This window comes from Actinomadura sp. 9N215, from assembly GCF_044326345.1.
In the GTDB taxonomy this organism is placed as follows: domain Bacteria; phylum Actinomycetota; class Actinomycetes; order Streptosporangiales; family Streptosporangiaceae; genus Spirillospora.
On the sequence record NZ_JBIRBA010000020.1, the window covers coordinates 74,355 to 97,210 of the forward strand.

Annotated in this window: 19 protein-coding genes; 13 read left to right on the plus strand and 6 right to left on the minus strand. The window is 72.3% G+C overall.

Annotated elements, in window-relative coordinates:
- Positions 1 to 11: 11 nt before the first annotated feature.
- Both ACH34T_RS29215 and murJ read left to right on the plus strand, forming a co-directional pair.
- Complete coding sequence (locus ACH34T_RS29215; protein ID WP_396024142.1) at positions 12 to 1,361, plus strand: FtsX-like permease family protein; 1,350 nt, start codon at positions 12 to 14, stop codon at positions 1,359 to 1,361.
- A 170-nt stretch (positions 1,362 to 1,531) separates the two neighbouring features.
- Positions 1,532 to 3,424: a murein biosynthesis integral membrane protein MurJ gene (gene murJ, locus ACH34T_RS29220; protein ID WP_396024143.1), complete on the plus strand. Its 1,893-nt coding sequence runs from the start codon at positions 1,532 to 1,534 to the stop codon at positions 3,422 to 3,424.
- A gap of 64 nt (positions 3,425 to 3,488) precedes the next feature.
- On the opposite strand, the gene ACH34T_RS29225 is transcribed toward murJ, so the two are convergent.
- Complete coding sequence (locus ACH34T_RS29225; RefSeq protein WP_396024144.1) at positions 3,489 to 5,000, minus strand: MFS transporter; 1,512 nt, start codon at positions 4,998 to 5,000, stop codon at positions 3,489 to 3,491.
- 142 nt (positions 5,001 to 5,142) lie between these two features.
- On the opposite strand from ACH34T_RS29225, the gene ACH34T_RS29230 reads away from it, so the two are divergent.
- The gene (locus ACH34T_RS29230) at positions 5,143 to 5,532 is read left to right on the plus strand and encodes an OB-fold nucleic acid binding domain-containing protein (RefSeq protein ID WP_396024145.1); all 390 of its coding nucleotides are present in this window, start codon (positions 5,143 to 5,145) and stop codon (positions 5,530 to 5,532) included.
- Positions 5,533 to 5,560: 28 nt separating this feature from the next.
- Positions 5,561 to 6,283, plus strand: coding sequence for a DUF3159 domain-containing protein (locus ACH34T_RS29235; RefSeq protein ID WP_396024146.1), 723 nt, complete (start codon positions 5,561 to 5,563; stop codon positions 6,281 to 6,283).
- A gap of 74 nt (positions 6,284 to 6,357) precedes the next feature.
- Here ACH34T_RS29235 and ACH34T_RS29240 read toward each other — a convergent pair whose 3' ends face one another.
- Together ACH34T_RS29240 and ACH34T_RS29245 are read right to left on the minus strand one after the other, a co-directional pair.
- Positions 6,358 to 7,017 (minus strand): potassium channel family protein, encoded by a 660-nt coding sequence (locus ACH34T_RS29240; RefSeq protein WP_396024147.1) that lies wholly within the window; start codon positions 7,015 to 7,017, stop codon positions 6,358 to 6,360.
- Complete coding sequence (locus tag ACH34T_RS29245; protein ID WP_396024148.1) at positions 7,017 to 7,682, minus strand: potassium channel family protein; 666 nt, start codon at positions 7,680 to 7,682, stop codon at positions 7,017 to 7,019. The genes ACH34T_RS29240 and ACH34T_RS29245 overlap by 1 nt, the downstream gene beginning before the upstream one ends.
- A gap of 251 nt (positions 7,683 to 7,933) precedes the next feature.
- Between ACH34T_RS29245 and ACH34T_RS29250 the strand changes: the two genes are divergently transcribed.
- From ACH34T_RS29250 to ACH34T_RS29270, 5 genes are all read left to right on the plus strand, one after another.
- Positions 7,934 to 9,967: an APC family permease gene (locus tag ACH34T_RS29250; protein WP_396024149.1), complete on the plus strand. Its 2,034-nt coding sequence runs from the start codon at positions 7,934 to 7,936 to the stop codon at positions 9,965 to 9,967.
- Entirely contained in the window at positions 9,960 to 11,312 is a 1,353-nt protein-coding gene (locus ACH34T_RS29255; RefSeq protein ID WP_396024150.1) for a class I SAM-dependent RNA methyltransferase, read from the plus strand. Before ACH34T_RS29250 ends, ACH34T_RS29255 begins: the two co-directional genes overlap by 8 nt.
- Positions 11,313 to 11,358: 46 nt before the next feature.
- Positions 11,359 to 12,549: a GNAT family N-acetyltransferase gene (locus tag ACH34T_RS29260; RefSeq protein WP_396024151.1), complete on the plus strand. Its 1,191-nt coding sequence runs from the start codon at positions 11,359 to 11,361 to the stop codon at positions 12,547 to 12,549.
- A gap of 101 nt (positions 12,550 to 12,650) precedes the next feature.
- The gene (locus ACH34T_RS29265; RefSeq protein ID WP_396024152.1) at positions 12,651 to 13,151 is read left to right on the plus strand and encodes a DUF6221 family protein; all 501 of its coding nucleotides are present in this window, start codon (positions 12,651 to 12,653) and stop codon (positions 13,149 to 13,151) included.
- A gap of 59 nt (positions 13,152 to 13,210) precedes the next feature.
- Entirely contained in the window at positions 13,211 to 13,597 is a 387-nt protein-coding gene (locus tag ACH34T_RS29270; RefSeq protein ID WP_396024153.1) for a helix-turn-helix transcriptional regulator, read from the plus strand.
- Positions 13,598 to 13,619: 22 nt separating this feature from the next.
- On the opposite strand, the gene ACH34T_RS29275 is transcribed toward ACH34T_RS29270, so the two are convergent.
- Complete coding sequence (locus ACH34T_RS29275) at positions 13,620 to 14,648, minus strand: glycoside hydrolase domain-containing protein (protein WP_396024154.1); 1,029 nt, start codon at positions 14,646 to 14,648, stop codon at positions 13,620 to 13,622.
- 219 nt (positions 14,649 to 14,867) lie between these two features.
- On the opposite strand from ACH34T_RS29275, the gene ACH34T_RS29280 reads away from it, so the two are divergent.
- Together ACH34T_RS29280 and ACH34T_RS29285 are read left to right on the plus strand one after the other, a co-directional pair.
- On the plus strand, positions 14,868 to 16,091 hold the full coding sequence (locus ACH34T_RS29280; protein WP_396024155.1) for a DUF11 domain-containing protein: 1,224 nt from the start codon (positions 14,868 to 14,870) through the stop codon (positions 16,089 to 16,091).
- Positions 16,092 to 16,134: 43 nt separating this feature from the next.
- Entirely contained in the window at positions 16,135 to 17,061 is a 927-nt protein-coding gene (locus ACH34T_RS29285) for an LLM class F420-dependent oxidoreductase (RefSeq protein ID WP_396024156.1), read from the plus strand.
- A gap of 483 nt (positions 17,062 to 17,544) precedes the next feature.
- Here the strand turns inward: ACH34T_RS29285 and ACH34T_RS29290 are convergent, their stop codons facing one another.
- Positions 17,545 to 18,375 carry a TIGR02452 family protein gene (locus tag ACH34T_RS29290; RefSeq protein ID WP_396024157.1) on the minus strand — a complete coding sequence of 277 codons (831 nt, stop codon included), beginning with the start codon at positions 18,373 to 18,375 and terminating at the stop codon, positions 17,545 to 17,547.
- Positions 18,376 to 18,494: 119 nt separating this feature from the next.
- Here ACH34T_RS29290 and ACH34T_RS29295 point away from each other — a divergent pair, with 119 nt between their 5' ends.
- Positions 18,495 to 19,928 carry a 3' terminal RNA ribose 2'-O-methyltransferase Hen1 gene (locus ACH34T_RS29295; protein WP_396024158.1) on the plus strand — a complete coding sequence of 478 codons (1,434 nt, stop codon included), beginning with the start codon at positions 18,495 to 18,497 and terminating at the stop codon, positions 19,926 to 19,928.
- Positions 19,925 to 22,483 carry a polynucleotide kinase-phosphatase gene (locus ACH34T_RS29300; protein ID WP_396024159.1) on the plus strand — a complete coding sequence of 853 codons (2,559 nt, stop codon included), beginning with the start codon at positions 19,925 to 19,927 and terminating at the stop codon, positions 22,481 to 22,483. Before ACH34T_RS29295 ends, ACH34T_RS29300 begins: the two co-directional genes overlap by 4 nt.
- Positions 22,484 to 22,575: 92 nt before the next feature.
- Here ACH34T_RS29300 and ACH34T_RS29305 read toward each other — a convergent pair whose 3' ends face one another.
- On the minus strand, positions 22,576 to 22,845 hold the full coding sequence (locus tag ACH34T_RS29305; protein ID WP_396024160.1) for a zf-TFIIB domain-containing protein: 270 nt from the start codon (positions 22,843 to 22,845) through the stop codon (positions 22,576 to 22,578).
- Positions 22,846 to 22,856: the final 11 nt, after the last annotated feature.

Below are 22,856 nucleotides of genomic sequence, written 5' to 3' on the forward strand. Positions count from 1 at the left end.
ACGTGTTCCAGTTGGCGATCAGTTCACTGCGCAAGCGGACCGGGGCGTTCGCCGCGAGCTTCCTCGCGATGTTCCTCGGCTCGGCGATCATCATGGCGTTCGCGTCGATGCTGGACACGGCGGAGGCGAGCGGCGCGACCGGGACGGCCAGGGAGACGCTCGTCATCATGGCGAACGTCGTCGGCGGCTGGGGGCTGCTGCTGGTGGTCTTCGCGGTCACCTCGACGCTGACGCTGTCCGTCCGGCAGCGGGCGGCGGAGATGGCGCTGCTGAAGAGCGTCGGCGCGACACCGGCGCAGCTCGGCCGGATGATCGTCGGCGAGGCCGCCGGCCTGGCCGTGGTCGCGGCGCTGCTCGGGATCGTCCCGGGGATGCTCATCGGGCGGGCGCTGCTGGGCATGCTGCACGACACCGACCAGGTCCCGGCCGACATCGGCTACAGCTTCGGTCCGGTCGCGCTGTTCATGGGCATCGGGATCACGTTCGTGTCCGCGGTCGGCGCCGCGCTGATCACCGCGCGCCGCACGGCCCGCGTCCGGGTGGCGGAGTCGCTGGCGGACGCGGCCGTCGACACCGGCAGGCTGACGAAGAAGCGCATCGTGTTCGCGGTGATCTTCCTCCTGGTCGCGGTGCAGCAGGCGGTCATCACGATCACCGTGATGGACGGCAAGGGCAGCGACGCGATGGCGACGTCCGGGCAGGCCGACATCTTCGCCGCGATCGGGCTGGCGCTGCTCGCCCCGGCGATCATGCGGCGGGTGACGGCGCTGGTGGCGGGCCCGCTGCGGCTGTTCGGCGGGGCGGCCGGCGGTCTCGCGGCCGACACCATGCGGCGCCGGACCGGCGCGCTGGCCTCCGCGGTCACGCCGATCATCCTGTTCGTCGCGACGGCGGTCGGCACGCTGTTCCTGCAGGCCACCGAGAACGCGGCGCTGGACGCCGCCGGGCTCGCCAAGGACAACGAGCAGAAGAACATCGAGACGCTCAACTTCGTCGTCATCGGCATGGTGGTGCTGTTCACCGCGATCATGCTGGTCAACACGCTGATCGCGACGACCGCGCACCGCCGCCGCGAGTTCGGCCAGACACGGCTCGCGGGCGCGACGCCCGGGCAGGTGCTCGGCGGCGTGGCGGTGGAGGCGGTCGTGCTGACGGTCACCGGCGTGCTGGTCGGGACGGTCGCGTCGGTCTTCACGATCGTGCCGTTCGGCCTCGCCCGGAGCGACTCGGCCACCCCGGACGGAAGCGTGTGGACCTACCTCGCGGTGGTCGCGCTCGCCGCCGTCCTCACCGGGGCCACGGCCTACGGCGCGACCCGCAGGGCCGTGCGCGTCCCCGCGGTCGAGGCGGCGCTCAACTGACCAGATGGGGGCCGAGCGAAGCTCGTCGGTTGGATGGTGGTGGATGGCGGTGGGTGGGGGCTGGAGGACGGGGGGCGGCCGTCCGCGTTCCTTGTAAGGCCGTGTGGGGTGCTCATCCGTGAAGGGTGGGCACCCCACGCGGCATACTGGCGCGTCCGGGGGTGGTGCCGATGGACGATCCCGACCAGCGCGGCGACGAGCCCGACCAGCGGGACGAGCCCGACCAGCCAGCGGAGCCAGGCTCGCGTGGCGACGAGCGAGGCAGGCGCCGGGTTCTCATGCCGCTGGTCATCGCCGAGGCGGAGCGCGCGGAGCCGCCCGGCGATCCGGAGCCCGGGCTCGTCCCGGTCCGCGACCCCGGCGACGTCGGCGACCCGGGCACCGCCGACCGGCCCGGCTCGGAGGGCGACGAGATCGGCGGCGCCGCGCAGGCCGCGCCGCCCGGCGTCGCGCACTCCAGCGCCGTCATGGCGATCGGGACGGTCTTCTCCCGCGTCACCGGCTTCCTCCGCACGGTCGTGATCGGCGCGGCGCTCGGCACCGCGCTGCTCGGCGACGCCTACCAGGCCGCCGAGATGATCCCGTACACGGTGTACGAGCTGCTGCTCGGCGGGCTGCTCGCGAGCGTCTTCGTCCCGTTCCTGGTCAAGCGGCGGATGCGCGACGACGACGGGGGAGCGGCGACGGAGCGGCGGCTGCTCGGCGTCGTCCTGCTGGCCCTCGCCGTCCTGACCGCCGTGGCCGTGCTCGCCGCCGACCGGCTGATCTCCCTGTACGCGGGCGGGTACGAGGGGCGGCAGCGCGAGGTGGCCGTGCTGCTCACCCGGCTGCTGCTCGTGCAGATCTTCTTCATCGGCGTCAGCGGGCTGGCGAGCACGCTGCTGAACGTCCGGCGCCGGTTCGGGGCGCCGATGTGGGCGCCGGTCGTCAACAACCTGATCACGATGGCCGCGGGCGTCCTGTTCCTCTGGGTCGCCGGACGCGGCCGCACCGCCGACACCGTCACGGACGGGCAGCTCGCCCTGATCGGGTTCGGCTCCGCGTTCGGCACGGTCGCGCAGAGCGCGGTGCTCGCGTGGACGCTGCGGTCCGCCGGGTTCCGCTGGCGCCCGCGGCTCGACCTGCGCGGCTCCGGGCTCGGCGAGGCGGTGCGGGCCGCGTCGTGGATGCTGCTCTACATCGTCGTCGCGCAGGCGGGCGTGCTCGTGACCGCGAACGTCGCGACGCGCGCCGCCGGCCGGGCCGCCGAGGCGGCGGGCCGCCCGGTCGCCGGGAGCGGGCTCGCGACGTACAAGTTCGCGCTCGTCGTGTTCCAGCTCCCGTACGCGATCATCGCGGTGTCGGTGATCACGGCGCTGCTGCCGCGGATGAGCGCGCACGTCGCGGACGGGCGGCGCGACCTCGTCCGGGACGACTTCTCCCGCGGCCTGCGGCTGGCCTGCGCGCTGCTCGTCCCGCTGTGGCTCGGGATGCTGGTGTTCGCGGTCCCGGGCTCGGTCACGTTCTTCGCCTACGGCAGCCTCGGCGAGGACGACGCGCGCCGCATCGGCGCCGTCCTCATGGTCTTCGCCGTGATGGTCCTGCCGTTCACGTTGCACCAGCTGCTCATGCGCGTCTTCTACGCGCTGGGCGACACGCGTACGCCCGGGCTGATCGCCGTCCCGGCCGGGGTGGCGCAGGCGGTCACGGCGTTCGCGCTGCTGTGGCTCGTCCCGGCGCGGCAGGTCGTGCTCGGGCTGCCGGTCGCGTACGGGCTGTTCTACCTGGTCGGCGCGACGGGCGCGGCGCTCGTCCTGCGCAGGCGGCTCGGCGGGATGGACGGCCGCCGCATCCTCCGCGCGCTCACGCGCCTGCACCTGGCCGCCCTGCCCGCCGTCGCGTTCGGGGTGGCGGTCCTCTGGGGCTTCTCCCACCTGCCGGGCGGACGGCTCCCCGCCCTGCTCACCGTCGTGGTCGGCGGGCTCGGCGGCGGGGCGCTGTACGTGGCGTCCGCGCGGCTGATGAACGTTCCGGAGATCGGCTACTTCACCGCGATGGCCGCGTCGCGCCTCCGCCGCTCCTGACGCCAACGCCCCGGGAACGCCGAACTCGCCGCCCGGCTGCGGACGGCGAGTTCGGCGGACCGGGTCAGTGCGCGCGGGCCCGGCGGGGGAGGAGGAAGGCGACCAGGAACGCCACGGCGGTGAGCGCGAGGGTCAGCCCGGCCACCCGCTCGGCGGCGTCCAGCGCGGCGGACGGGTCGAAGCGCCCCGCCACCGGCGCGCCGATCGCGCCGAAGAACACCGTGCCGAGGATCGCGATGCCGAGCGACGCGCCCAGCTGCTGGACCGACTCCAGCGCCGCCGACCCGGACCCGACCTCGTGGTCGGCGATGCCCGCCACGATGATGTCGAACAGCGGGACGAAGATCATCCCCATTCCGGCGCCGAACAGCAGCAGCGGCGCGACCAGGTGCCAGCCGCCGAGACCCGTCCCGGCCGTCTCGAACACCGCGTACAGCGCGGCCAGCCCGGCGACCATCATGCCCAGGCCGAGGTGCAGGATCTTCCGGCCGAGGCGGTTCATGGTCATGCCGGAGAACGCCGACCCGGCGAACGCGCCGATCGCCCACGACGCCATCGCCAGGCTCGCGGCGAGCGGGGTGTAGCCGAGCCCGAGCTGCAGGAACAGGCCGACGGCCAGCGAGAACCCGGTGATCAGCCCGAAGAAGACGACGACGAACAGGACGCCCGAGCTGTAGGACCGGCTGGCGAACACGCTGAGCCGGACGAGCGGCGTCCGGCCGCGGCGGGCGCGGCGCAGCTGGTGCAGCGCGAACGCGGCGAGGACGGGCGCCGACCCGGCGAGCAGCGCCAGCGACCACACCGGCCAGCCCAGCTCGCGGCCCTGGACGAGCGGGTAGACGAGCATGCTCATGCCGAGGCCGCCGAGCAGCATGCCGGTGACGTCCAGCCCGCCCGAGCGGTCGGCCTGTCCCCGCGACCGGTCCGGGGCGGGCAGCACGCGCGCGCCGACGACCAGCGCGTACGCGCCGACCGGGACGTTGATCAGGAAGATCGCGCGCCAGCCGGTGCCGAGCAGGTCGGCGTCGACCAGCAGCCCCGCGACCACCGGGCCGAGGATCGTGGCGAGCCCGATCACCGGGCCGAGCAGCGCGAACGCCTTGCCGACGTCCCTGGCGCCGAACAGATCGCGGATCAGCCCGAAGCCCTGCGGGATCATCACCGCGGCGCACAGCCCCTGCGCGACCCGCGCGCTGATCAGGCTCTCGGGCGACCAGGCGAACGCGCAGGCCACCGAGGTCGCCACGAACCCGGCCGCGCCCGCCAGCAGGACCGGCTTGCGGCCGAACATGTCGCCGAGCCGCCCGCCGGTGAGCAGCGCCACGGCGAGGGCGAGCGTGTACCCGGCGGCCATCCACTGGAGCGCGGAGTAGGACCCGCCGAGGTCCGCGCGGATCGCGGGCGCGGCGACGTTCACGACGGTGGAGTCGAGCAGGTTCAGCAGGGTCGCGGCCAGGACCGCGGACAGCCCGAGCCAGCGGCGCGGATGGGGAGCCGCGCTCTCGGGACGTGCGCCGGAACGGGCGTCGGGACGGGTCTCGGACGGGGCGACCGGGGTGTCGAGCGTGGCGGCCACGGCTCTTCCTTCCTGTTGGAGCGGAATGCTCTGTTCCGATTATAACAGAACGGAACACTTCATTCCAACTCCCGCCGGCGGGAACCGATCGGGGGTGGCGCAAGGGGCCCGATTCGTCCGCAGATGCCATACGCTTCGAGACATGGACGAGGAATCGGCCGAGCGCGGGAAGGGCGGGCTTCGCCGCTTCCTGCGGCGCATGGCGTCGAGCAGGGCCGAACTCGAGGCGGCGGAGCTGCAGAAGTCCTCGGGCGACGAGGGCGCGACGCCGATCACCGACTGCGCCGAGCGCAAGCGCCACTGCGTGGCGGGTACGCTACGTACGGTGACGCTCCGTCCGCGGGGCGGCGCCCCGGCCCTGGAGGCCGAACTGTACGACGGCACCGACGTGATCAGCCTGGTCTGGCTCGGCCGCCGTAAGATCGCCGGCATCGACCCCGGCCGCATGCTGCGCGCCGAGGGGCTGGTGAGCACGCAGGACGGGCGCAAGGTCATGTTCAATCCGCGATACGAGCTGCGCGGCGGTTCGTGAGGCCGCCGCGGGCGGCCGGGAGTACGACATGAGCGAAGTGGAAGCGACGCCGGAGAAGCCGTCGGAAACGCCGCCGGAGAAACCGGCGGCGAAGCCGGAGCCTGAGCGGGACGCGCACGACACCGTCGAGGCGGCCGTCCGCGCCCAGCTCACCAAGGCGCTCGGCGGCGTCCGCGGCATGATCGAGGCCGCCGTCCCCACCATCGCCTTCACCGGCACCTACGTGGTGTCCGACGAGATCAAGCTCGCCGTCGGCGCCGGCGTCGGCGCGGCCGTGCTGCTGCTCGCCGTACGGATCGCGCAGCGCTCCAACCCGCAGTTCGTCCTGAACAGCCTCGTCGGCATCGCGGTCGCCGCGTTCTTCGCGCTGCGCTCCGGCAAGGCCGAGGACGCGTTCCTCCCCGGCATCCTGCTCAACGCCGGCTACGCCGCCGCGATGATCTTCTCGATCGCGGTGCGGTGGCCGATCGTCGGCTTCATCATCGGCACCGTCACCGGCGACCCGACCGCCTGGCGCCGCGACCCCGGCATCGTGAGGCTGTGCTCGAAGCTCACCTGGCTGCTGGTGCTGCCGTGCGCGGCGCGGGTCGCCGTCCAGTACCCGATCTACCTCGCCGACGGCGACCAGAGCGGCCTGCTCGGCGCCGCCAAGATCGCGATGGGCTGGCCGCTCCAGGTCGCGGCGCTCGCGGCCATGGTCTGGCTCCTGGCCCGCGGCCGCACCCCCATCGAACGCGAAAAACCCGCCTAGCCGGGGGCCAGGCGGGCTCCGGACGTCCGGGTTCCGCGCTTCGGGGGTCTGCGCCTCGGGTTCCGCGCGCCCGGTCAGTGGCCGCCTAGCAGTTCGGCGAGTTCGTCTTCGACGTCCTGGCTGGCGACGAACATCAGCTCGTCGCCCGGTTCGAGCGTGTCGTCGGACGTCGGGACCAGCACCCGCCCCTCGCGCAGGATCGCCACCAGCGCCGTGTCGCGCGGCCAGTCCACCGACCCGACCCGCTCCCCGCCGAGCGGCGCGTCCTCCGGCAGCGTCAGCTCCACCAGGTTCGCCTCGCCCTGCCGGAACGTCATCAGCCGGACCAGATCGCCGACGCTGACCGCCTCCTCCACCAGCGCGGACAGCAGCCGCGGCGTCGACACCGCCACGTCCACCCCCCACGACTCGTTGAACAGCCACTCGTTGTTCGGATGGTTGATCCGGGCCACCACCCGCGGCACCCCGTACTCGGTCTTCGCCAGCAGCGACACCACCAGGTTGACCTTGTCGTCGCCGGACGAGGCCACCACGACCTGGCAGCGCTCCAGCGCCGCGTCGTCCAGCGCGGAGATCTCGCACGCGTCGGCCAGCAGCCACTCGGCGCGCGGGACCATCTCCACCTTGATGGCCTTGGGGCTCTTGTCGATCAGGAGCACCTCGTGCCCGTTCTCCAGCAGCTCCGCGGCGATGGACCGGCCCACCGCGCCCGCCCCGGCGATCGCGACCCGCATCAGGACTCCTCCCCGCTCCGCGCCGCGACGGCGAGGTTCACGCGCTCGACGTCGTCGGCGCCGGCCATGATGTGCACGATGTCCCCGTCCTGGATCACGGTGTCGCGGTCGGGGACGAGGGCCTCGCCCATCCGCGACAGGAACGCCACCCGCGTGCCGGCGTGCTCCTCCAGCGCGCCGACCTTCTCGCCGACCCACAGGTGCCCGGAGTCCAGCTCGGCGAGGACGACCGCGCCGGTCGGGTCGCGCCACAGCGGCTCGGCGCCCTCGGGGAGCAGCCGCCGCAGGATCTGGTCGGCGGTCCACCGGACGGTCGCGACCGTGGGGATGCCGAGGCGCTGGTAGACCTCCGCGCGGCGCGGGTCGTAGATCCGGGCGACCACGTTGTCGACGCCGAACGTCTCCCGCGCCACCCGCGCGGAGATGATGTTGGAGTTGTCGCCGCTGCTGACGGCCACGAACGCGGACGCGCGCTCGATGCCCGCCTCGGCGATCACGCCGCGGTCGAACCCGAACCCGGTGATGCGGCGGCCCCTGAACCCGCTGCGCAGGCGGCGGAACGCCTCCGGGTTCTGGTCGATGATGGCCACCGAATGACCCTTGTCCTCCAGGATGTGGGCGAGCGTCGAGCCGACCCGCCCGCATCCCATGATCACGATATGCACGGCCGTTCCCTCTTCCGTCCAGGGGGACGCTCCCCCTGTACCCCCCGCGCCGTGCACGGCACCCGTCGCCGACCGCCCATGCCGTACCGCACCCGAGGAACGTTTCCTGTGATTGATCCCTACTACCGGGCTGCAAACCTACACATCCGCCCAGTCGAGTACTACCCGGCCCGCCCCCTCCGCACGGCCGCCCCGGACGGACCGCGGGGGGCGGGCGGCGGCGTCATGTCCAAAGGCTAGAGTCTCCTCTCGTGTCAAAGGTTCCGGACCTTGCGAAACGGCTGCTCGTCGGCCGGGCGCTGAGCAGCGCGCAGCAGCACGAGCAGCTTCTGAAGAAGCGCATCGCGCTGCCGGTCTTCGCCAGCGACGCCCTCTCGTCGGTCGCCTACGCCCCGCAGGAGATCCTGCTCGCGCTCGGCGCCGGCGGCCTCGTCATGTACCACTACACCCCGTGGGTCGCCGCGGCCGTGGTGGTGATCCTGCTGACGGTGGTCGCCTCGTACCGGCAGAACGTCCGGGCCTACCAGAGCGGCGGCGGCGACTTCGAGGTCGCCACCGAGAACCTCGGCGGCAACTGGGGCGTGGTCGTCGCGGCCGCGCTGCTGGTCGACTACGTCATGACGGTCGCGGTGTCGGTGTCGTCGGGGGTGGAGAACCTCGGGGCGCTGCTGGAGTTCATGCGGCCGCACGAGGTCGGCGTCGCGATCGGGATCGTGGTGCTGCTCACGATCGCGAACCTGCGGGGCCTCAAGGAGGCCGGGGTCGCGTTCGCGATCCCGACGTACCTGTTCATGTTCGCGATGGTCAGCATGCTGCTGTGGGGCTTCGTCCGGCTGGTCGGGGGCGCCGACCTGAAGGCCGAGACCGCGCACTACGACGTCCGCGGCGACGAGACCGACCTCGCCGGGTTCGCGCTGGTGTTCCTGCTGCTGCGGGCGTTCTCGTCCGGCTGCGCCGCGCTGACCGGGGTCGAGGCGATCAGCAACGGCGTGCCCGCGTTCCGCAAGCCCAAGGGCGAGAACGCCGCGAAGACGCTGCTGGCGCTGGGGGTCGTCGCGATGACGCTGTTCGGCGGCGTCATCGCGTTCGCCTACATCACCGACGCCAGGTTCGCCGAACCCGACCAGGGCAGCCAGCTGATCGACCCGGAGACCGGGCGGGCGGTCGAGCACGCCGACCCGGTGATCGCGCAGGTCGCGCACACCGTGTTCAGCAACTTCGAGCTGGGCTTCGTGCTCGTCACCACGATGACCGCGCTGATCCTGTTCCTGGCCGCCAACACCGCGTTCAACGGGTTCCCGGTGCTGGGGTCGGTGCTCGCGCAGAACCGCTTCCTCCCGCGTCAGCTGCACACCCGCGGCGACCGGCTCGCCTTCAGCAACGGCATCGTCATCCTCGCCACGATGGCCGGGCTGCTGATCTACGCCTACGACGCGTCCGTCAGCCGGCTGATCCCGCTGTACACCGTCGGCGTGTTCGTGTCGTTCACCGTCAGCCAGATCGGCATGGTCCGGCACTGGAACCGGCTGCTGGCGACCGAGACCGACGCGGCGCAGCGCCGCCGGATGATGACCTCCCGCGGCATCAACGCGTTCGGCGCCACCCTCACCGGCATCGTCCTCGTCGTCGTGCTGATCACCAAGTTCGCGCTCGGCGCCTACATCGTCTGCATCGCGATGCCGGTGCTGTTCCTGCTGATGAAGGGGATCAGGCGGCACTACGACCGGGTCGCCGTCGAGCTGGTGCCCTCCGGCGAGGACGTCGCGCTGCCCGCCCGCATCCACGGCATCGTGCTCGTCTCCAAGATCCACAAGCCGACGCTGCGGGCGCTGGCGTACGCGCGGGCGACGCGTCCGTCCACGCTGGAGGCGGTGACGGTCGCGGTGGACGCCGCCGAGTCGCAGCGGCTCCAGGACGAGTGGGACGCGCTCGACATCCCCGTCCCGCTGAAGATCCTCGACTCGCCGTACCGGGAGATCACGCGTCCCGTCCTGTCGTATGTGAAGGGCGTCCGGCGGCGGAGCCCTCGCGACGTCGTCACCGTGTTCATCCCCGAGTACGTCGTGGGGCACTGGTGGGAGCAGCTCCTGCACAACCAGAGCGCGCTGCGGCTCAAGGGGCGGCTGCTGTTCCAGCCGGGCGTCATGGTGACGAGCGTCGCGTGGCAGCTGCACTCGTCCGACCGGCTCAAGGGGCGGACGGAACCGCCGGGGCCCGGCGCGTCCCGGCGCCCGCCGCGGACCGGGTCGCGTCCCGGTGCGGGTAGTGTTTCGGAACGTGACTGAGCTGGAACCCGACGTCCTGCCCGACGTCCTCGACCTGGAGGTCGGCAACGTCGCCAACGGCGGCTTCTGCGTCGCCCGGCACGAGGGTCGCGTGATCTTCGTCCGGCACGCGCTGCCCGGCGAGCGGGTGCGGGCGCGCGTCACCGAGCGCGCGAAGAACTTCCTCCGGGCCGACGCCATAGAGATCATCGAGGCGTCCCCGGACCGCGTCGAGCCGCCGTGCCCGTTCGCGGGCCCCGGACGCTGCGGCGGCTGCGACTGGCAGCACGCCGCCCTGCCCGCGCAGCGCGCCCTCAAGGCCGCCGTCGTCGAGGAGCAGCTCCGGCGCCTCGCCGGGATCGACCGGACGGTGATCGTCGAGGAGGTCCCTTACCCGGTGGATTCGGAAGTGGTCCCTCCGCCGGGGCTCGGGTGGCGGACGCGCGTGCAGTTCGCCGTTTCCGGCGGCGTCGTCGGGTTGCGGCGGCACCGCTCGCACGACATCGAGCCGATCGACGAGTGCCTGATCGCCCACCCGGGCGTGGAGCTGATGGGCATCGAGCGCAAGCGCTGGACGGGCGCGTCCGGCGTCGAGGGCATCGTGTCCGCGACCACCGGCGACCGGCTCGTCGTGCTGCGCGGCCGCGACCGCCGCAAGATCAAGGTGCCGCGGCTGGACGTGCCGGTCCGGCTCGTCCGCGGCAAGCCCGAACCCGGCGCGGGCCTCCCGTACGTCCGCGAGGAGGTGTCCGGACGGCTGTACCAGGTCAGCGGCAGCGGCTTCTGGCAGGTCCACCCGGGCGCCGCGCGGCTGCTCGCCGACGCCGTCGTCGACGCGCTCGAACCGAAGCCGGGCGACATCGCCGTCGACCTGTACTGCGGCGCCGGGCTGTTCGCCGGCGTCCTCGCCGACCGCGTCGGGCGCGACGGCCTCGTCGTCGGCGTCGAGTCCGACGGGCAGGCCGCCCGGGACGCCCGGTTCAACCTGCGCGACCTGCCGAACGTGTCGATCGAGCGCGGCCCCGTCGAGGAGATCGTCGCCGACCTGGAGTTCGGCCGCGCGTCCGCCGGGTCCCGCACGCAGAACAAGCGCGGCGGCGCCGGCCATCAGGGCGGCGAGCGTGTCCGGCGCGCCGACCTCGTCGTCCTCGACCCGCCGCGCACCGGCGCGGGGCGCGACGTCGTCGGGCACATCACCCGCCTCGCCGGACGCAAGATCGCCTACGTGTCCTGCGACCCCGCGACCCTGGCCCGCGACCTCGCCTACTTCGGCGAGCTCGGCTGGACGCTGGAGACCTTCCGCGCCTTCGACGCCTTCCCGATGACCCACCACGTGGAGTGCCTCGCCACGCTCGTCCGCGGCTGACCGACCACCTGCGAAAACGGGTTGCGGCGGGGATTACCGTGGAATGGTGATCGAAATCAAGGAGGTCCCGGAGGGCGACGCCGACCGCATGGTCGACCTCGCCGGCATGGTGTTCCACCAGCGCTTCGAAGAGGACGACTACGAGCGCGAGTCGTGGCCGGTGCGCCGGGCCGAGCGGATCGGAGCCTACGACGGCGGCGCCCTGGTGGGGCAGCTCGCGTCCCTGCCGATGCGCCTCGCCGTGCCGGGCGCGTTGCTCGACTGCTCGGCGGTCACGTTCGTCGGGGTGCTGCCCACCCATCGGCGCCGGGGCGTGCTCACGTCCATGATCGACCGGATGCACGCGGACGCGGTCGCCGCGCGCCGCCCGCTCGCCGCGTTGTGGGCGTCGGAGGGCGTCATCTACGGGCGGTACGGCTTCGGCCTCGCGACCCGCGCGATCTCGCTGGAGGTCGACACGTCCCGGCCTCTCGATCTTCGCACCACGCCCGATCCCGCGCCGCTCCGGCTGCTCGACCCCGCGTCCGCCCCGGAGATCCTCGACCCGATCTACACGCGTGCGCTGGCAGCGCGGCCCGGCGGACTGGTGCGCGACCCCGAATGGTGGTCGCGGTCCGTCCTGGTCGAGGTGGACCGCGAGGCGCCCGGCTACACCGGACCGCGCGCCGTCGTCCATCCGGCCGGGTACGCCGTCTACCGCACCCACGGCGGCGGGGACCGGACGGTCCGCGTCACCGACCTCATCGCCGAGACGCCGCAGGTCGAGGCGGCGCTCTGGCGGTACCTGGCGTCGATCGACCTCACCTCCCGCATCCACGCGCCGGGCCGTCCGGTGGACGACCTGCTCCCGCACATGGCCGCCGACCCCGACCAGGTCGCCGTCAAGGGCGACTACGGCACCCTCTGGCTGCGGCTCGTCGACGTCCCCGGCGCGCTGCGCGCCCGTTCCTGGGCCGCCGACGACGCGTTCGTCCTGGAGGTCCAGGACGCCCGCATCCCGGCGAATGAGGGCCGGTGGCGGCTGAAGACCGGTTCGGCGCCGTCCTGCGACCGGACGGCGGACGCCCCCGACCTGACCCTGTCGGCCGCCGACCTCGCCGCCGTCTATCTCGGCGGCGTCCGCCCGACCACGCTGGTCCGCGTCGGCGCGGTGACCGAGCACACGCCGTCCGCCGCCGCCCGCCTGGAGGCGGCGCTCGCCGTGCCCCTCGCGCCGTTCATTCACGACGACTTTTGAGGCGTCCTTCTGAGGCGTCCGCCGCGTCCGGCCGGAGCGGCGGGTGATCTTGCGGTGGCAGGATCGGAGCCGGCGCGTGTCGACGGCGGAACGGAGCGGCTGTGAGCGATCTGGTGGAGTTCCTGCGGGCCCGGCTCTTCGAGGACGAGGACACCGCACGGCGGGCGGCCGACAACCGGACGCGTCCGAACGGCGGGCCGGACTCGTCCGGGGACGAGCGGTGGCAGTGGGTCGAGACGCACTCCGGGGAGCGGCTACGGCTTGGGCGGTACCCGAACGACCGCCTTGAGGGACCCGTCTCGCTGCGAAGCGTCGACGAGTATCCGTTGCGGAGCCGCTACGGGTACGGGCCGCACCACGTGCTGGACACATCGAACGTCGACGTGAATGTGGCGTTGCACATGGCGCGCCACTCGCCGGCGCGGGTGGTGGCGGAGGTCGCGGTGAAGCGGCGCCTGCTCGAACTGCATTCGCGGATGAACGGGACGGGCGTCTGCCAGGCGTGCGGCGAGCGCGTCCGGGAGGGCGGGTGCATGACGCTGCGGCTCCTCGCGACGCCGTACTCCGACCACCCGGCGTACCGGACGACCTGGCGGGCGTGAACGTCCGCGGCGCCGGCGCCCGCTGGATGTTTCCTGGTGTTTCCGGCATGCTGGGCCGCATGGCCGGGGACGTGGACCGGGAACGGGTCGCCAAGTACGCCGTGGCCAGGCGCGGGTCGCTCGGGCTGACGCAGGAGCAGCTGGCGGAGCGGGCCGGGGTGACGGTCAAGACGGTCTACAACCTGGAGGCGGGGGAGCGCTGGCCGCAGGCGCGCACCCGGAGCGCCGTCGAGGACGCGCTGCGGTGGCGGCCCGGCGACCTCGCCCGCATCGCCGAGGGCATGGAGCCGCTCGGCGGCCAGGACCCGGCGGACGCGGACGAGACGCCCCGCGAGCTCGCGGAGCTCAACGCGTACTTCGCCGACCTGCGCACCGATCCCGGCGAGAAGCGGCGCATGGCGCTCGCGTTCCTCCGCGCGCTCTACGGCGAGCCAGAAGGACGCTGAATTACCGGGTCTTTCCGGACGCCTACCTCCAGAAGAACACCTTGGCGCTGCCCTGCGTCACGGTGGCGGGGCCGCCGCCGTGCTGGATCAGCTGGAAACGCACCCGGTGACCCTCCCGGACGGTGTCGGCGGCGAGCCCGTACACCAGGTTGGTCGTGTCGCCGACGGACACGAAGTCCTGGACGGGACCGGCCTCGAACCTGCTCGCGTCGTCGACGTCCACCTCGACGGCGCGGGCCTGGATGAGCGTGCCCGCGGGGACGCCGCCGACCGTCGCCGCCACGGACAGGCTGTAGCGGGCGGAACCGGTCAGCAGGCTCGGGCCGCCCTTGTCCCAGTGCTGGTGCTCCTCGTCGGAGTATTCCTTGGCCCAGCTGACGTTCGTCCACGTGCCGGGGGGAAGCTCCTGCCGGTCGTCGCCGGTGCCGACGGAAACGTAGTCGGGCATGTCGTCTCCCTCGGGCGAGACGCCGACGCGCCACTGCCCGTAGTCGCTGCGGACGGCGCGGTCGTAGTCGACGCCGACGCCGTTGATCTCGTGGTCGTTGGAGTACTGCTGGAGCTGGGCGCGGTCGTCCCACTGGCCGCCGGACCAGGCGTAGGTCTGCCAGCCGTAGGCGATCTTCCCGGCGTCGAACGCGCGTTTCATCGGCCCGTACCCCGCGTACAGGCCGACGCGGCCGCGGCCGACGACGCTCGCGGCGCCGTCCAGGTAGGCGTTGATCTCGTCCTGCTGGGCGGGGGAGGCGTCCCAGTCGGCGGCGAAGTAGATCGGGCGGTCGTCCGGCATTCCGCACGCCCGCGCCTGCGCGTCGGCGTCCTCGGCGTCGGCGGCGCCGGCGGCGCGTCCGTCCAGGGGGCGCTTGGCGGTGGTCTCCCAGACGACCACGAGCCAGATGCCCGCGCCGGAGAGCTCGTCGGCCTCGGCGCGGGTCAGGTTCTTGCCGGTCGTGTCGTGCGAGAGGTAGCGGCACGCGAACTTCGCCCCGGCCCGTTTCAGCGCGGCCGCGCCTGGGCGGCCCCACGCGTAGTCGACACCGAAGACAGCCATGGGGACTCCGTGGGTCGTGGTTCCGGTCCGTCCATCGATTGAACAACGCGTGCCCGTGATCGCGCAGCGGATTCGGCCGGGTGACCGTCCGTGACGGTGGGCGGGACCCTGCGGTCACCATCTGTGACGACACGCCGACGCGGCGCTAGGCGGCGGGCCGGGCGCTCGCTACAACGGACGTGTCCGCAAGAAGGAACCGCAGGCCACGGGGGGCTCATTGTGATCCGGACATGGAAGGTGCGCGGTCTCGTCCTGCTGACGGCCGCGCCGCTGCTGGGGCTCGTGCCCGTCGCGTCCTGGGCCGAGGCGGGCGGTTCGACGCGGACCGCGCACACGGCGCGGCAGGACGGCGCTCCGAAACCGCCCCCGAGGCCCAGGACGCACGCCAAGCCGAAACCAAAGCCGAAGTCGAAGACCAAGCCGGAGTCGAAGCCCGGGCCCGAGAAGCCCAGACCCGAATCGAAGCCGAAGGCCAAGCATGGCAAGCCGAGGCCGATGCATGTGCATCCCAAGCCCAAGCCCAAGCCGGCGGAGCCGAAGCCGGAGCCGAGGCCGAAGTCGAAGCCGAAGCCGAAGCACGCCAAGCCGCGCGGCGAGCACGTCGTCGCGAAAGGCGGGGTGCTGCGCACGGTCGCGCCCGAGAAGGACGTGATGCCAGGACGCGTCTACGAGTGGACGTGGACGTTCCAAGCGACCTCGAAGGAGCGTCCGAAGGCGGGCAAGGCGAAGCCAGTCAAGGCCAAGCCGGGGAAGGCGAAGCCCGGGAAGGCGAAGTCCGTCAAGGGCAAGGGCGGCGCGTTGCCGATCAGGAGGGCCAAGGCGCCTGAGGCGGTGTTCCGGGCGACGCTGCCGAAGTCGCTGGCGTTCGTGTCCGGCGAGAAGGACTGCGCGTCCAGTGGGCGGACGGTCGTCTGCCGTCTCGGCGCCGTCCGGCCGGGCCAGAAGGTCGGCGGCGTGCTCAGGGCCAAGGTCGCCAGGCGGGCGGAGCCCGGCCGGAAGATCAGGCCGCGCGGGACGGTGACCTGGGGCGGCACGCGCGTCACCAGGTGGTTCCCGGCCGTGCGCGTCGCCGCCGTCGCCGATCTCGCGATCACGAAGACCGCGCCGGCGAAGGCGCGGGCCGGGGCGGAGATCCCGTACGAGATGAGGGTCCGCAACCTCGGCCCGTCCACGGCGGAGAGCGTGACGGTCCAGTCGCGGGGGCCCATCAAGCTGGTCGGGCGGGACACCGCGTGCCTGCCCCGCCGCGGCGCCTACGTGTGCTCGGTGGGTGCGCTCCGGGCGGGTGAGTCCAGGACGCTGCACCTCAAGGCGGTGCCGCGCAGGAGCGTCCGCGCGGGGACGGTGCTGGAGTCGTCCTGGACGGCGGCCTCGCCGACCGCCGACGCCGACCGCGCGAACAACAGCGCCGTCGCCCGCACCCGGATCACCGGGCGGCGCTGACCCGGTGTCGCGGCCGGGGCCGCACGGGTTGCAGGATGGGACCATGCGACTTCGGATCTTCACCGAGCCCCAGCAGGGGGCGAGCTACGAGACACAGCTGGCCGTGGCGAAGGCGGCGGAGGACCTCGGGTTCGACGCGTTCTTCCGCTCGGACCACTACGTCAAGATGGGCGACGTGACGGGCGAGCCGGGCCCGACCGACTCCTGGATCACCCTGGGCGCGCTGGCCAGGGAGACCAGCCGGATCAGGCTCGGCACGCTGGTCACGGCCGCGACGTTCCGGCACCCCGGTTCGCTGGCGATCTCCGTCGCGCAGGTCGACCGGATGAGCGGGGGGCGCGTCGACTTCGGTCTCGGGACGGGCTGGTTCGAGGAGGAGCACACGGCGTACGGCATCCCGTTCCCGAGCCTGGGGGAGCGGTTCGCCCGGCTTGAGGAGCAGCTCGAGATCCTCACCGGGCTGTGGGGGACGCCGGGCGGCGAGACGTACTCGTTCAGCGGCGAGCACTACACGCTGGCGGATTCGCCCGCGCTGCCCAAGCCCGCCCAGGCGGGCGGTCCGCCGATCATCGTCGGCGGGGCCGGGCCGAAGCGGACGCCGCGGCTCGCCGCACGCTACGCCGACGAGTACAACGTCCCGTTCACGCAGCCGGAGGGCACGGGCGCCGCGTTCGACCGGGTCCGCGCGGCGTGCGCCGAGGCGGGCCGGACGAGGCCGCTCGTCTACTCGGTCGCGCAGGTCGTCTGCTGCGGCCGGGACGAGGAGGAGGTGCGGCGCCGCGCCGCCGCCATCGGACGGACGGTGCCGGAGCTGCGGACGAACGGCCTGACCGGCACGCCGGGCGAGCTCGTCGACAAGATCGGCCGGTTCGCGGAGCTGGGCGCCGAGCGCGTCTACCTGCAGGTCCTCGACCTGCAGGATCTGGAGCACCTGGAGCTGCTGGCCGCGGAGGTCATGGCCAAGCTCTGACCACCGGCAAGCGCGAGGGCCCGCGCCGGGACGTTTCCCTCCGCGGGCCTCCGCGTCCGGCCCTCACGCCGTCAGGCGTCCGGTCACCCGGATTCCTCTTCGGGACGGGGGTGCGTCGGCAGCAGGAACGTCGCCAGGAAGGAACTCGCCATGGAGATCCGCCGCGTGTACACCTCGCACCGCGACATCGACCAGGTGTCGATGGGGCTGATCCCCACCGGCCCCAACCTGTTCGCGGTCGCCGAGGCGTAGCTCGCCCTCATACGGCGGGCGGCGTCCCCCGGAGACCGCCGCGCTCAGTCGACACCGTCGGGATGTACGTCGACGCCGACTCCGTCGAGGGGACGATCTACTCGGCCAAGCTCGACGGCGGCGCGGAGGCGATGGAGCAGTTCCACCGCTACCTGGGCGAGATCCGCGACTTCTTCAAGGCGCTGCCCGCCGGCCGCTATCCGAACCTGAACGGCCACGCCTTTGCGTCGCTTAGGCGAAGACGTTGTGGAACGCGGCGTGCCTCGGGGCGCCCTTGGCGGTGTCCCAGACAGCGAAGACGACATGCTCGAAACGGTCGGCGAACTCTCCGCCCGGACGGAGTTGCTCGGCGAACACCTCGGCCACCTCTACCGGGTCGTTGCGGAAAACACCGCAGCCCCAGGCGCCGAGGACCAGCCGCCGGTGCTCGTTGGCCAGCGCCACGGCGAGGAGCTTGCGGGCGCGTAGACCGAGCACGTCGCGTATGCGCTCGGCCTTGGCGGCGTCACGGATGGCGCCTCGGTTGGGGGCCGGGGACGTCAGGAACGCGACGTCGTACGGCTCCTCCAGGAGCGTTCCGTCGTCGCTCCGGAAGACCGGCACGTTCGGTGAATAGATCATGTGGTCGCTGTAGAGCAGGTCGCCTTGGGCTCGATGGAAATCGTAGAACTCCCTGGCCGAACGCAGTGACGCGTACAGGCCGGACGACCGGGCCAGCCCTTCCTCCTGGGCGTGCGCTCCATTCAGGAACCCTCCGCCAGGGTTCTTCGCGGAGGCGAAGTTCAACGCGAACGGGACGACTCCTTGGCCGTGCATTCGGCGGGCGGCGGCGAGAGTGGTCTCGTCGGTGACTTCGATACGCGTCTGCGTGCCGGGTTCGGGCGCGGGCAGGCGTCGCAGTAGCTGCTTCAGCTCGTCCGGGCGGTACAGGACGGTGTCCCGGACCGCGCGGGCCAGGCCGTCGGCGATCGAGACCGTGCGGCCGGACGGCGCGACGTAGTCGCCGCGGTCGAGGACGGCCACGGTCTCCTGCGCCGTCATCCGGCGGGGATGTCTGCTCATAACGCTCCGGATTCTGGTGGCGCCGGGAACGTGGCCGCAAACCCTTTTGCGGGCGGCCCATGCCCTTCGCCCGGAAAATGAATATGGTGCGTTCGGCCCGGTCCGCCAGACTTGTCGTCGTGCTTCTGACGATCACCACGACCCTGAACCAGGCGACCGACCTGGGATTCCTCCTGCACAAGCATCCCGGACGGGTGCAGGCGTTCGAGCAGTCCTTCGGCACGGCGCACGTCTTCTACCCCGACGCGGACGAATCCCGTTGCACGGCGGCGCTGCTGCTGGACGTCGATCCGATCAAGCTCGTGCGCACGCGCGGCAGAGGCACACCGGACTTCTCCCTCGGCCAGTACGTCAACGACCGGCCGTACGCGGCGTCGTCGCTGCTGGCCTCGGCGATGGCGAACGTGTTCCGCACCGCCATGCGGGGACGGTGCGACCTGCGTCCCGACCTGGTGGACACGCTGATCCCGCTGGAGATCGTCCTGCCTGCGCTGCCGTGCCGCGGCGGTCCCGGGCAGGCGGAGCGGTTCTTCGCGCCGCTGGGCTGGGACGTGTCGGCCCTGCCGGTCCCGCTCGACCCGGAGTTCGGCGAGTGGGGCGATTCCCGGTACGTGACGCTCACGCTGACGGGGACGCTGCGGCTCGCCGACGCGCTCAACCAGCTCTATGTGCTGCTGCCCGTCCTGGACGACGCCAAGCACTACTGGATGGCGCCCGACGAGGTGGACAAGCTGATCCGTGCCGGGGAGGGCTGGCTCGCCACGCACCCCGATCGCGGAACCATCACCCGCCGCTATCTGGCCAACCGGCGTGGTCTCGTCCGGACGGCACTCGGACGCCTCGCCGACGCCGAAGACGCGCCCGAGGAGGCACTCGACCCGGCGCAAGTGGAGGAGGAGCAGCCGACCGTCGAGGACGGCGAGGACCAGTCGCCGCCGGAGGCGCAGCCCGTTTCCCTCGCGGAACGCCGTCTCCAGTCGGTCGTGCAAGCACTGCACGACGAGAACGCCAGGCGCGTCATCGACCTTGGCTGCGGCTCCGGGAAACTCCTGTCGCGCCTGGCCAAGGACGATTTCTTCAGCGAGGTCTCAGGGACGGACGTGTCGCACCGTGCGCTCAGCCACGCCTGGCGGAGGCTCCGCTGGGACCAGCAGCCCCGCCGCCCGACCGACCGGGTGAAAGACGTCTTCCAGGGCGCGCTCACCTACGCGGACGAACGATTCCGCGGTTACGAGGCGGCCGTGCTCATGGAGGTCGTCGAGCACATCGACCCGCCGCGCCTCAGCGCGGTGGAGCGGGTCGTGTTCGGGCACGCCAAGCCCCGCGTCGTGGTCGTGACGACGCCGAACTCCGAGCACAACGTCCGCTACGAGGGCCTGGCGCCGGGGGCGATGCGCCACCCCGACCACCGCTTCGAATGGACGCGCGCCGAGTTCCGCGCCTGGGCGGACCGGGTCGCCGCCGCGCACGGCTACCGCGTCCGGCACGTTCCCGTCGGCGACGACGATCCCGAGGTCGGCGCGCCGACGCAGATGGGGGTGTTCACGCGATGACCGAGATCAGGGTCCCCGAGATGGGGCTCGTCGTGCTGGTCGGAGTGACCGGTTCGGGCAAGTCGCACTTCGCGCGCAAGCATTTCAAGCCGACGCAGGTGATCTCGTCCGACTACTGCCGCGGTGTGGTGTCGGACGACGAGAACGACCAGTCCGCGACCGGAGACGCGTTCGACCTGCTGCACTACATCGTGGCCACGCGGCTGCGGCGCGGCCTGCTGACCGTGGTCGACGCCACCAACGTGCAGAGCGCGGCGCGGCAGTCGCTGCTGCGGATCGCGAAGGACCACGACGTGATGTCGGCCGCGATCGTCCTGGACGTCCCTGAGAGCGTCGCTGCCGAGCGGAACGCCGTCCGCCCCGACCGGAACCTGCCTCCGCACGTCATCCCGCGTCAGCGGCGCGAGCTGAGGCGCGGCATGCGGTCGCTGGCGCGCGAGTTCCGCCGCGTCCACGTGCTGACCGGCGTCGAGGAGATCGACGCCGCGACGATCGCCTACGACAGGGCGTGGAACGACAGGCGGGAGCTGACCGGGCCGTTCGACATCGTCGGCGACGTGCACGGCTGCCGCGCCGAGCTGGAGGACCTCCTCGCCGGCCTCGGCTACGAGATCGACCGCGACGCGCAGGGGCTCGCCGTCGGAGCGAACCACCCGGGCGGGCGCACGGCCGTCTTCGTCGGCGACCTCGTCGACCGCGGACCGGATTCGCCGGGCGTGCTGCGCCTGGTGATGGGCATGGTGGCCGACGGCAACGCACTGTGCGTCTCGGGCAACCACGAGGCGAAACTCGTCCGCGCCCTACGCGGGCGCAAGGTGCGCGTCGCGCACGGGCTCGCCGAGTCGCTGGAGCAGCTCTCCGCCGTGCCCGACGAGTTCCGCGACGACGCACTGCGCTTCATGGACGGCCTCATCAGCCACTACGTCCTGGACGGTGGTCGCCTGGTCGTGGCCCACGCCGGGCTGAAGGAGGAGTACCAGGGGCGTGCGTCCGGCCGGGTCCGATCGTTCGCGCTCTACGGCGACACCACCGGGGAGACCGACGAGTACGGCCTGCCCGTGCGGTACCCGTGGGCGCGCGACTACCGGGGCAAGGCCATGGTCGTGTACGGGCACACGCCCGTCCCCGAAGCGGAATGGGTCAACAACACGATCTGCCTGGACACCGGCGCGGTGTTCGGCGGGAAGCTGACCGCGCTGCGCTACCCCGAGCGCGAGCTGGTCTCCGTCCCGGCCCAGCAGGTCTGGTACGAGCCGACGCGTCCCCTGAACGCGCCGGTCGGCATCGGAGCGGGTGGGGCTCACCGGGAGGACGAGGTCCTGAAAATCGAGGACGTGCTCGGCGCGCAGGGCGTCGAGACCCGCCTGATGGGTCGCGTCGCCGTCCGCGAAGAGAACGCGCTGGCCGCGCTGGAGGTGATGAGCCGCTTCGCCGTGGACCCGCGTTGGCTCGTCTACCTGCCGCCCACCATGGCCCCGGCCGAGACGTCACAGCTGCCCGGATACCTGGAGCATCCCGCCGAGGCCCTCGCCGCATACCGGGACAAGGGCTGCGACCGTGTCGTGTGCGAGGAAAAGCACATGGGCTCGCGTGCCGTTGTCGTCGTCTGCCGGGACGCGTCCGTCGCGGCCGACCGCTTCGGTGTCAACGACGGGACGACTGGTGCCATCTACACCCGCACCGGACGTTCCTTCTTCCGCGAACCGTCGCGCACGACCGAGGTACTGAACCGGATCCGTTCCGCGATCGGTGCCGCAGGGCTCTGGGAAGAACTGGGCACCGGATGGCTGGTCATCGACAGCGAACTGCTGCCGTGGTCGGCCAAAGCCATGGACCTCATCCGCACGCAGTACGCCGCGACCGGCGCGGCAGCCCGCGCGTCCTTGCCGATGGCGTCCGACCTTCTCGCTCGCGCAGAAGGGCGCGGCCTCGACGTCGGCGGCCTCCGGAAACACATCGACCGGCGTGCCGCCAACGCGTCCCGCTTCCGCGACGCCTACGCGCGCTACTGCTGGACGGTCGACGGCCTGACCGGCCTACGTCTCGCGCCGTTCCAGATCCTCGCCGGAGAAGGCCGCTCCTGGGCCGTCGCACGCGACCACGAATGGCACATGTCCATGGCCGAACGGCTCGCAGACCATGACCCGAGCGGCTTCGTCCAGCGGACGGTCTCGGTGATCGTCGACCTGAACTCGTCGGAGTCGGAGACCGCCGTCACCGGATGGTGGGAGAAACTCACCGCGGAGAGTGGCGAGGGCATGGTCGTCAAGCCGCTGGGGCCGCTCCCGGACGACAGGCGGGTCCAGCCGGGCGTCAAATGCCGCGGCCCGGAATACCTGCGCATCATCTACGGCCCGGACTACGGCGAGCCGGAGAACCTCGAACGGCTGCGCGGCAGGTCGCTCGGCCGCAAGCGCTCACTGGCGATGCGCGAGCACGCGCTCGGGATCGAGGCGCTCGACAGGCTCACCGGCGGCGAACCGCTGTGGCGGGTCCACCAGGCGGTCTTCGCCGTCCTGGCCTTGGAGTCCGAGCCCGTCGACCCGCGCCTGTAGACGCGCGCCTACAGACGCGCGGCCCGTCCCCTGGGCGGCCCCTAGGGGACGGGCCGTACAAAACGTCGCCCGGCCGGCTCGTGAAGAACCGGTCAGGTGGTGAAGAGCATGTGGAAGACGCTCCCGCCGTGGGGGCGGTGGTGACGCGCACCGTGGTGATGGTGGTGCACCGACGGCGCCGGGGCTCCCCATCCCGGTGAGGCCGCGGGCGGCGGGGCCGCCCGGTACTGCGACTCCATCTGGGCCAGGGCCTCAAGTTCCCCGTAATCGAGGAAGATGCCCCGGCAGCTGTCACATTGCTCGATGTGGACTCCGCTGCGGGTGTAGGTCCGCATCACGCCACGACACTTAGGGCAGTGCATCGCCTTGTCTT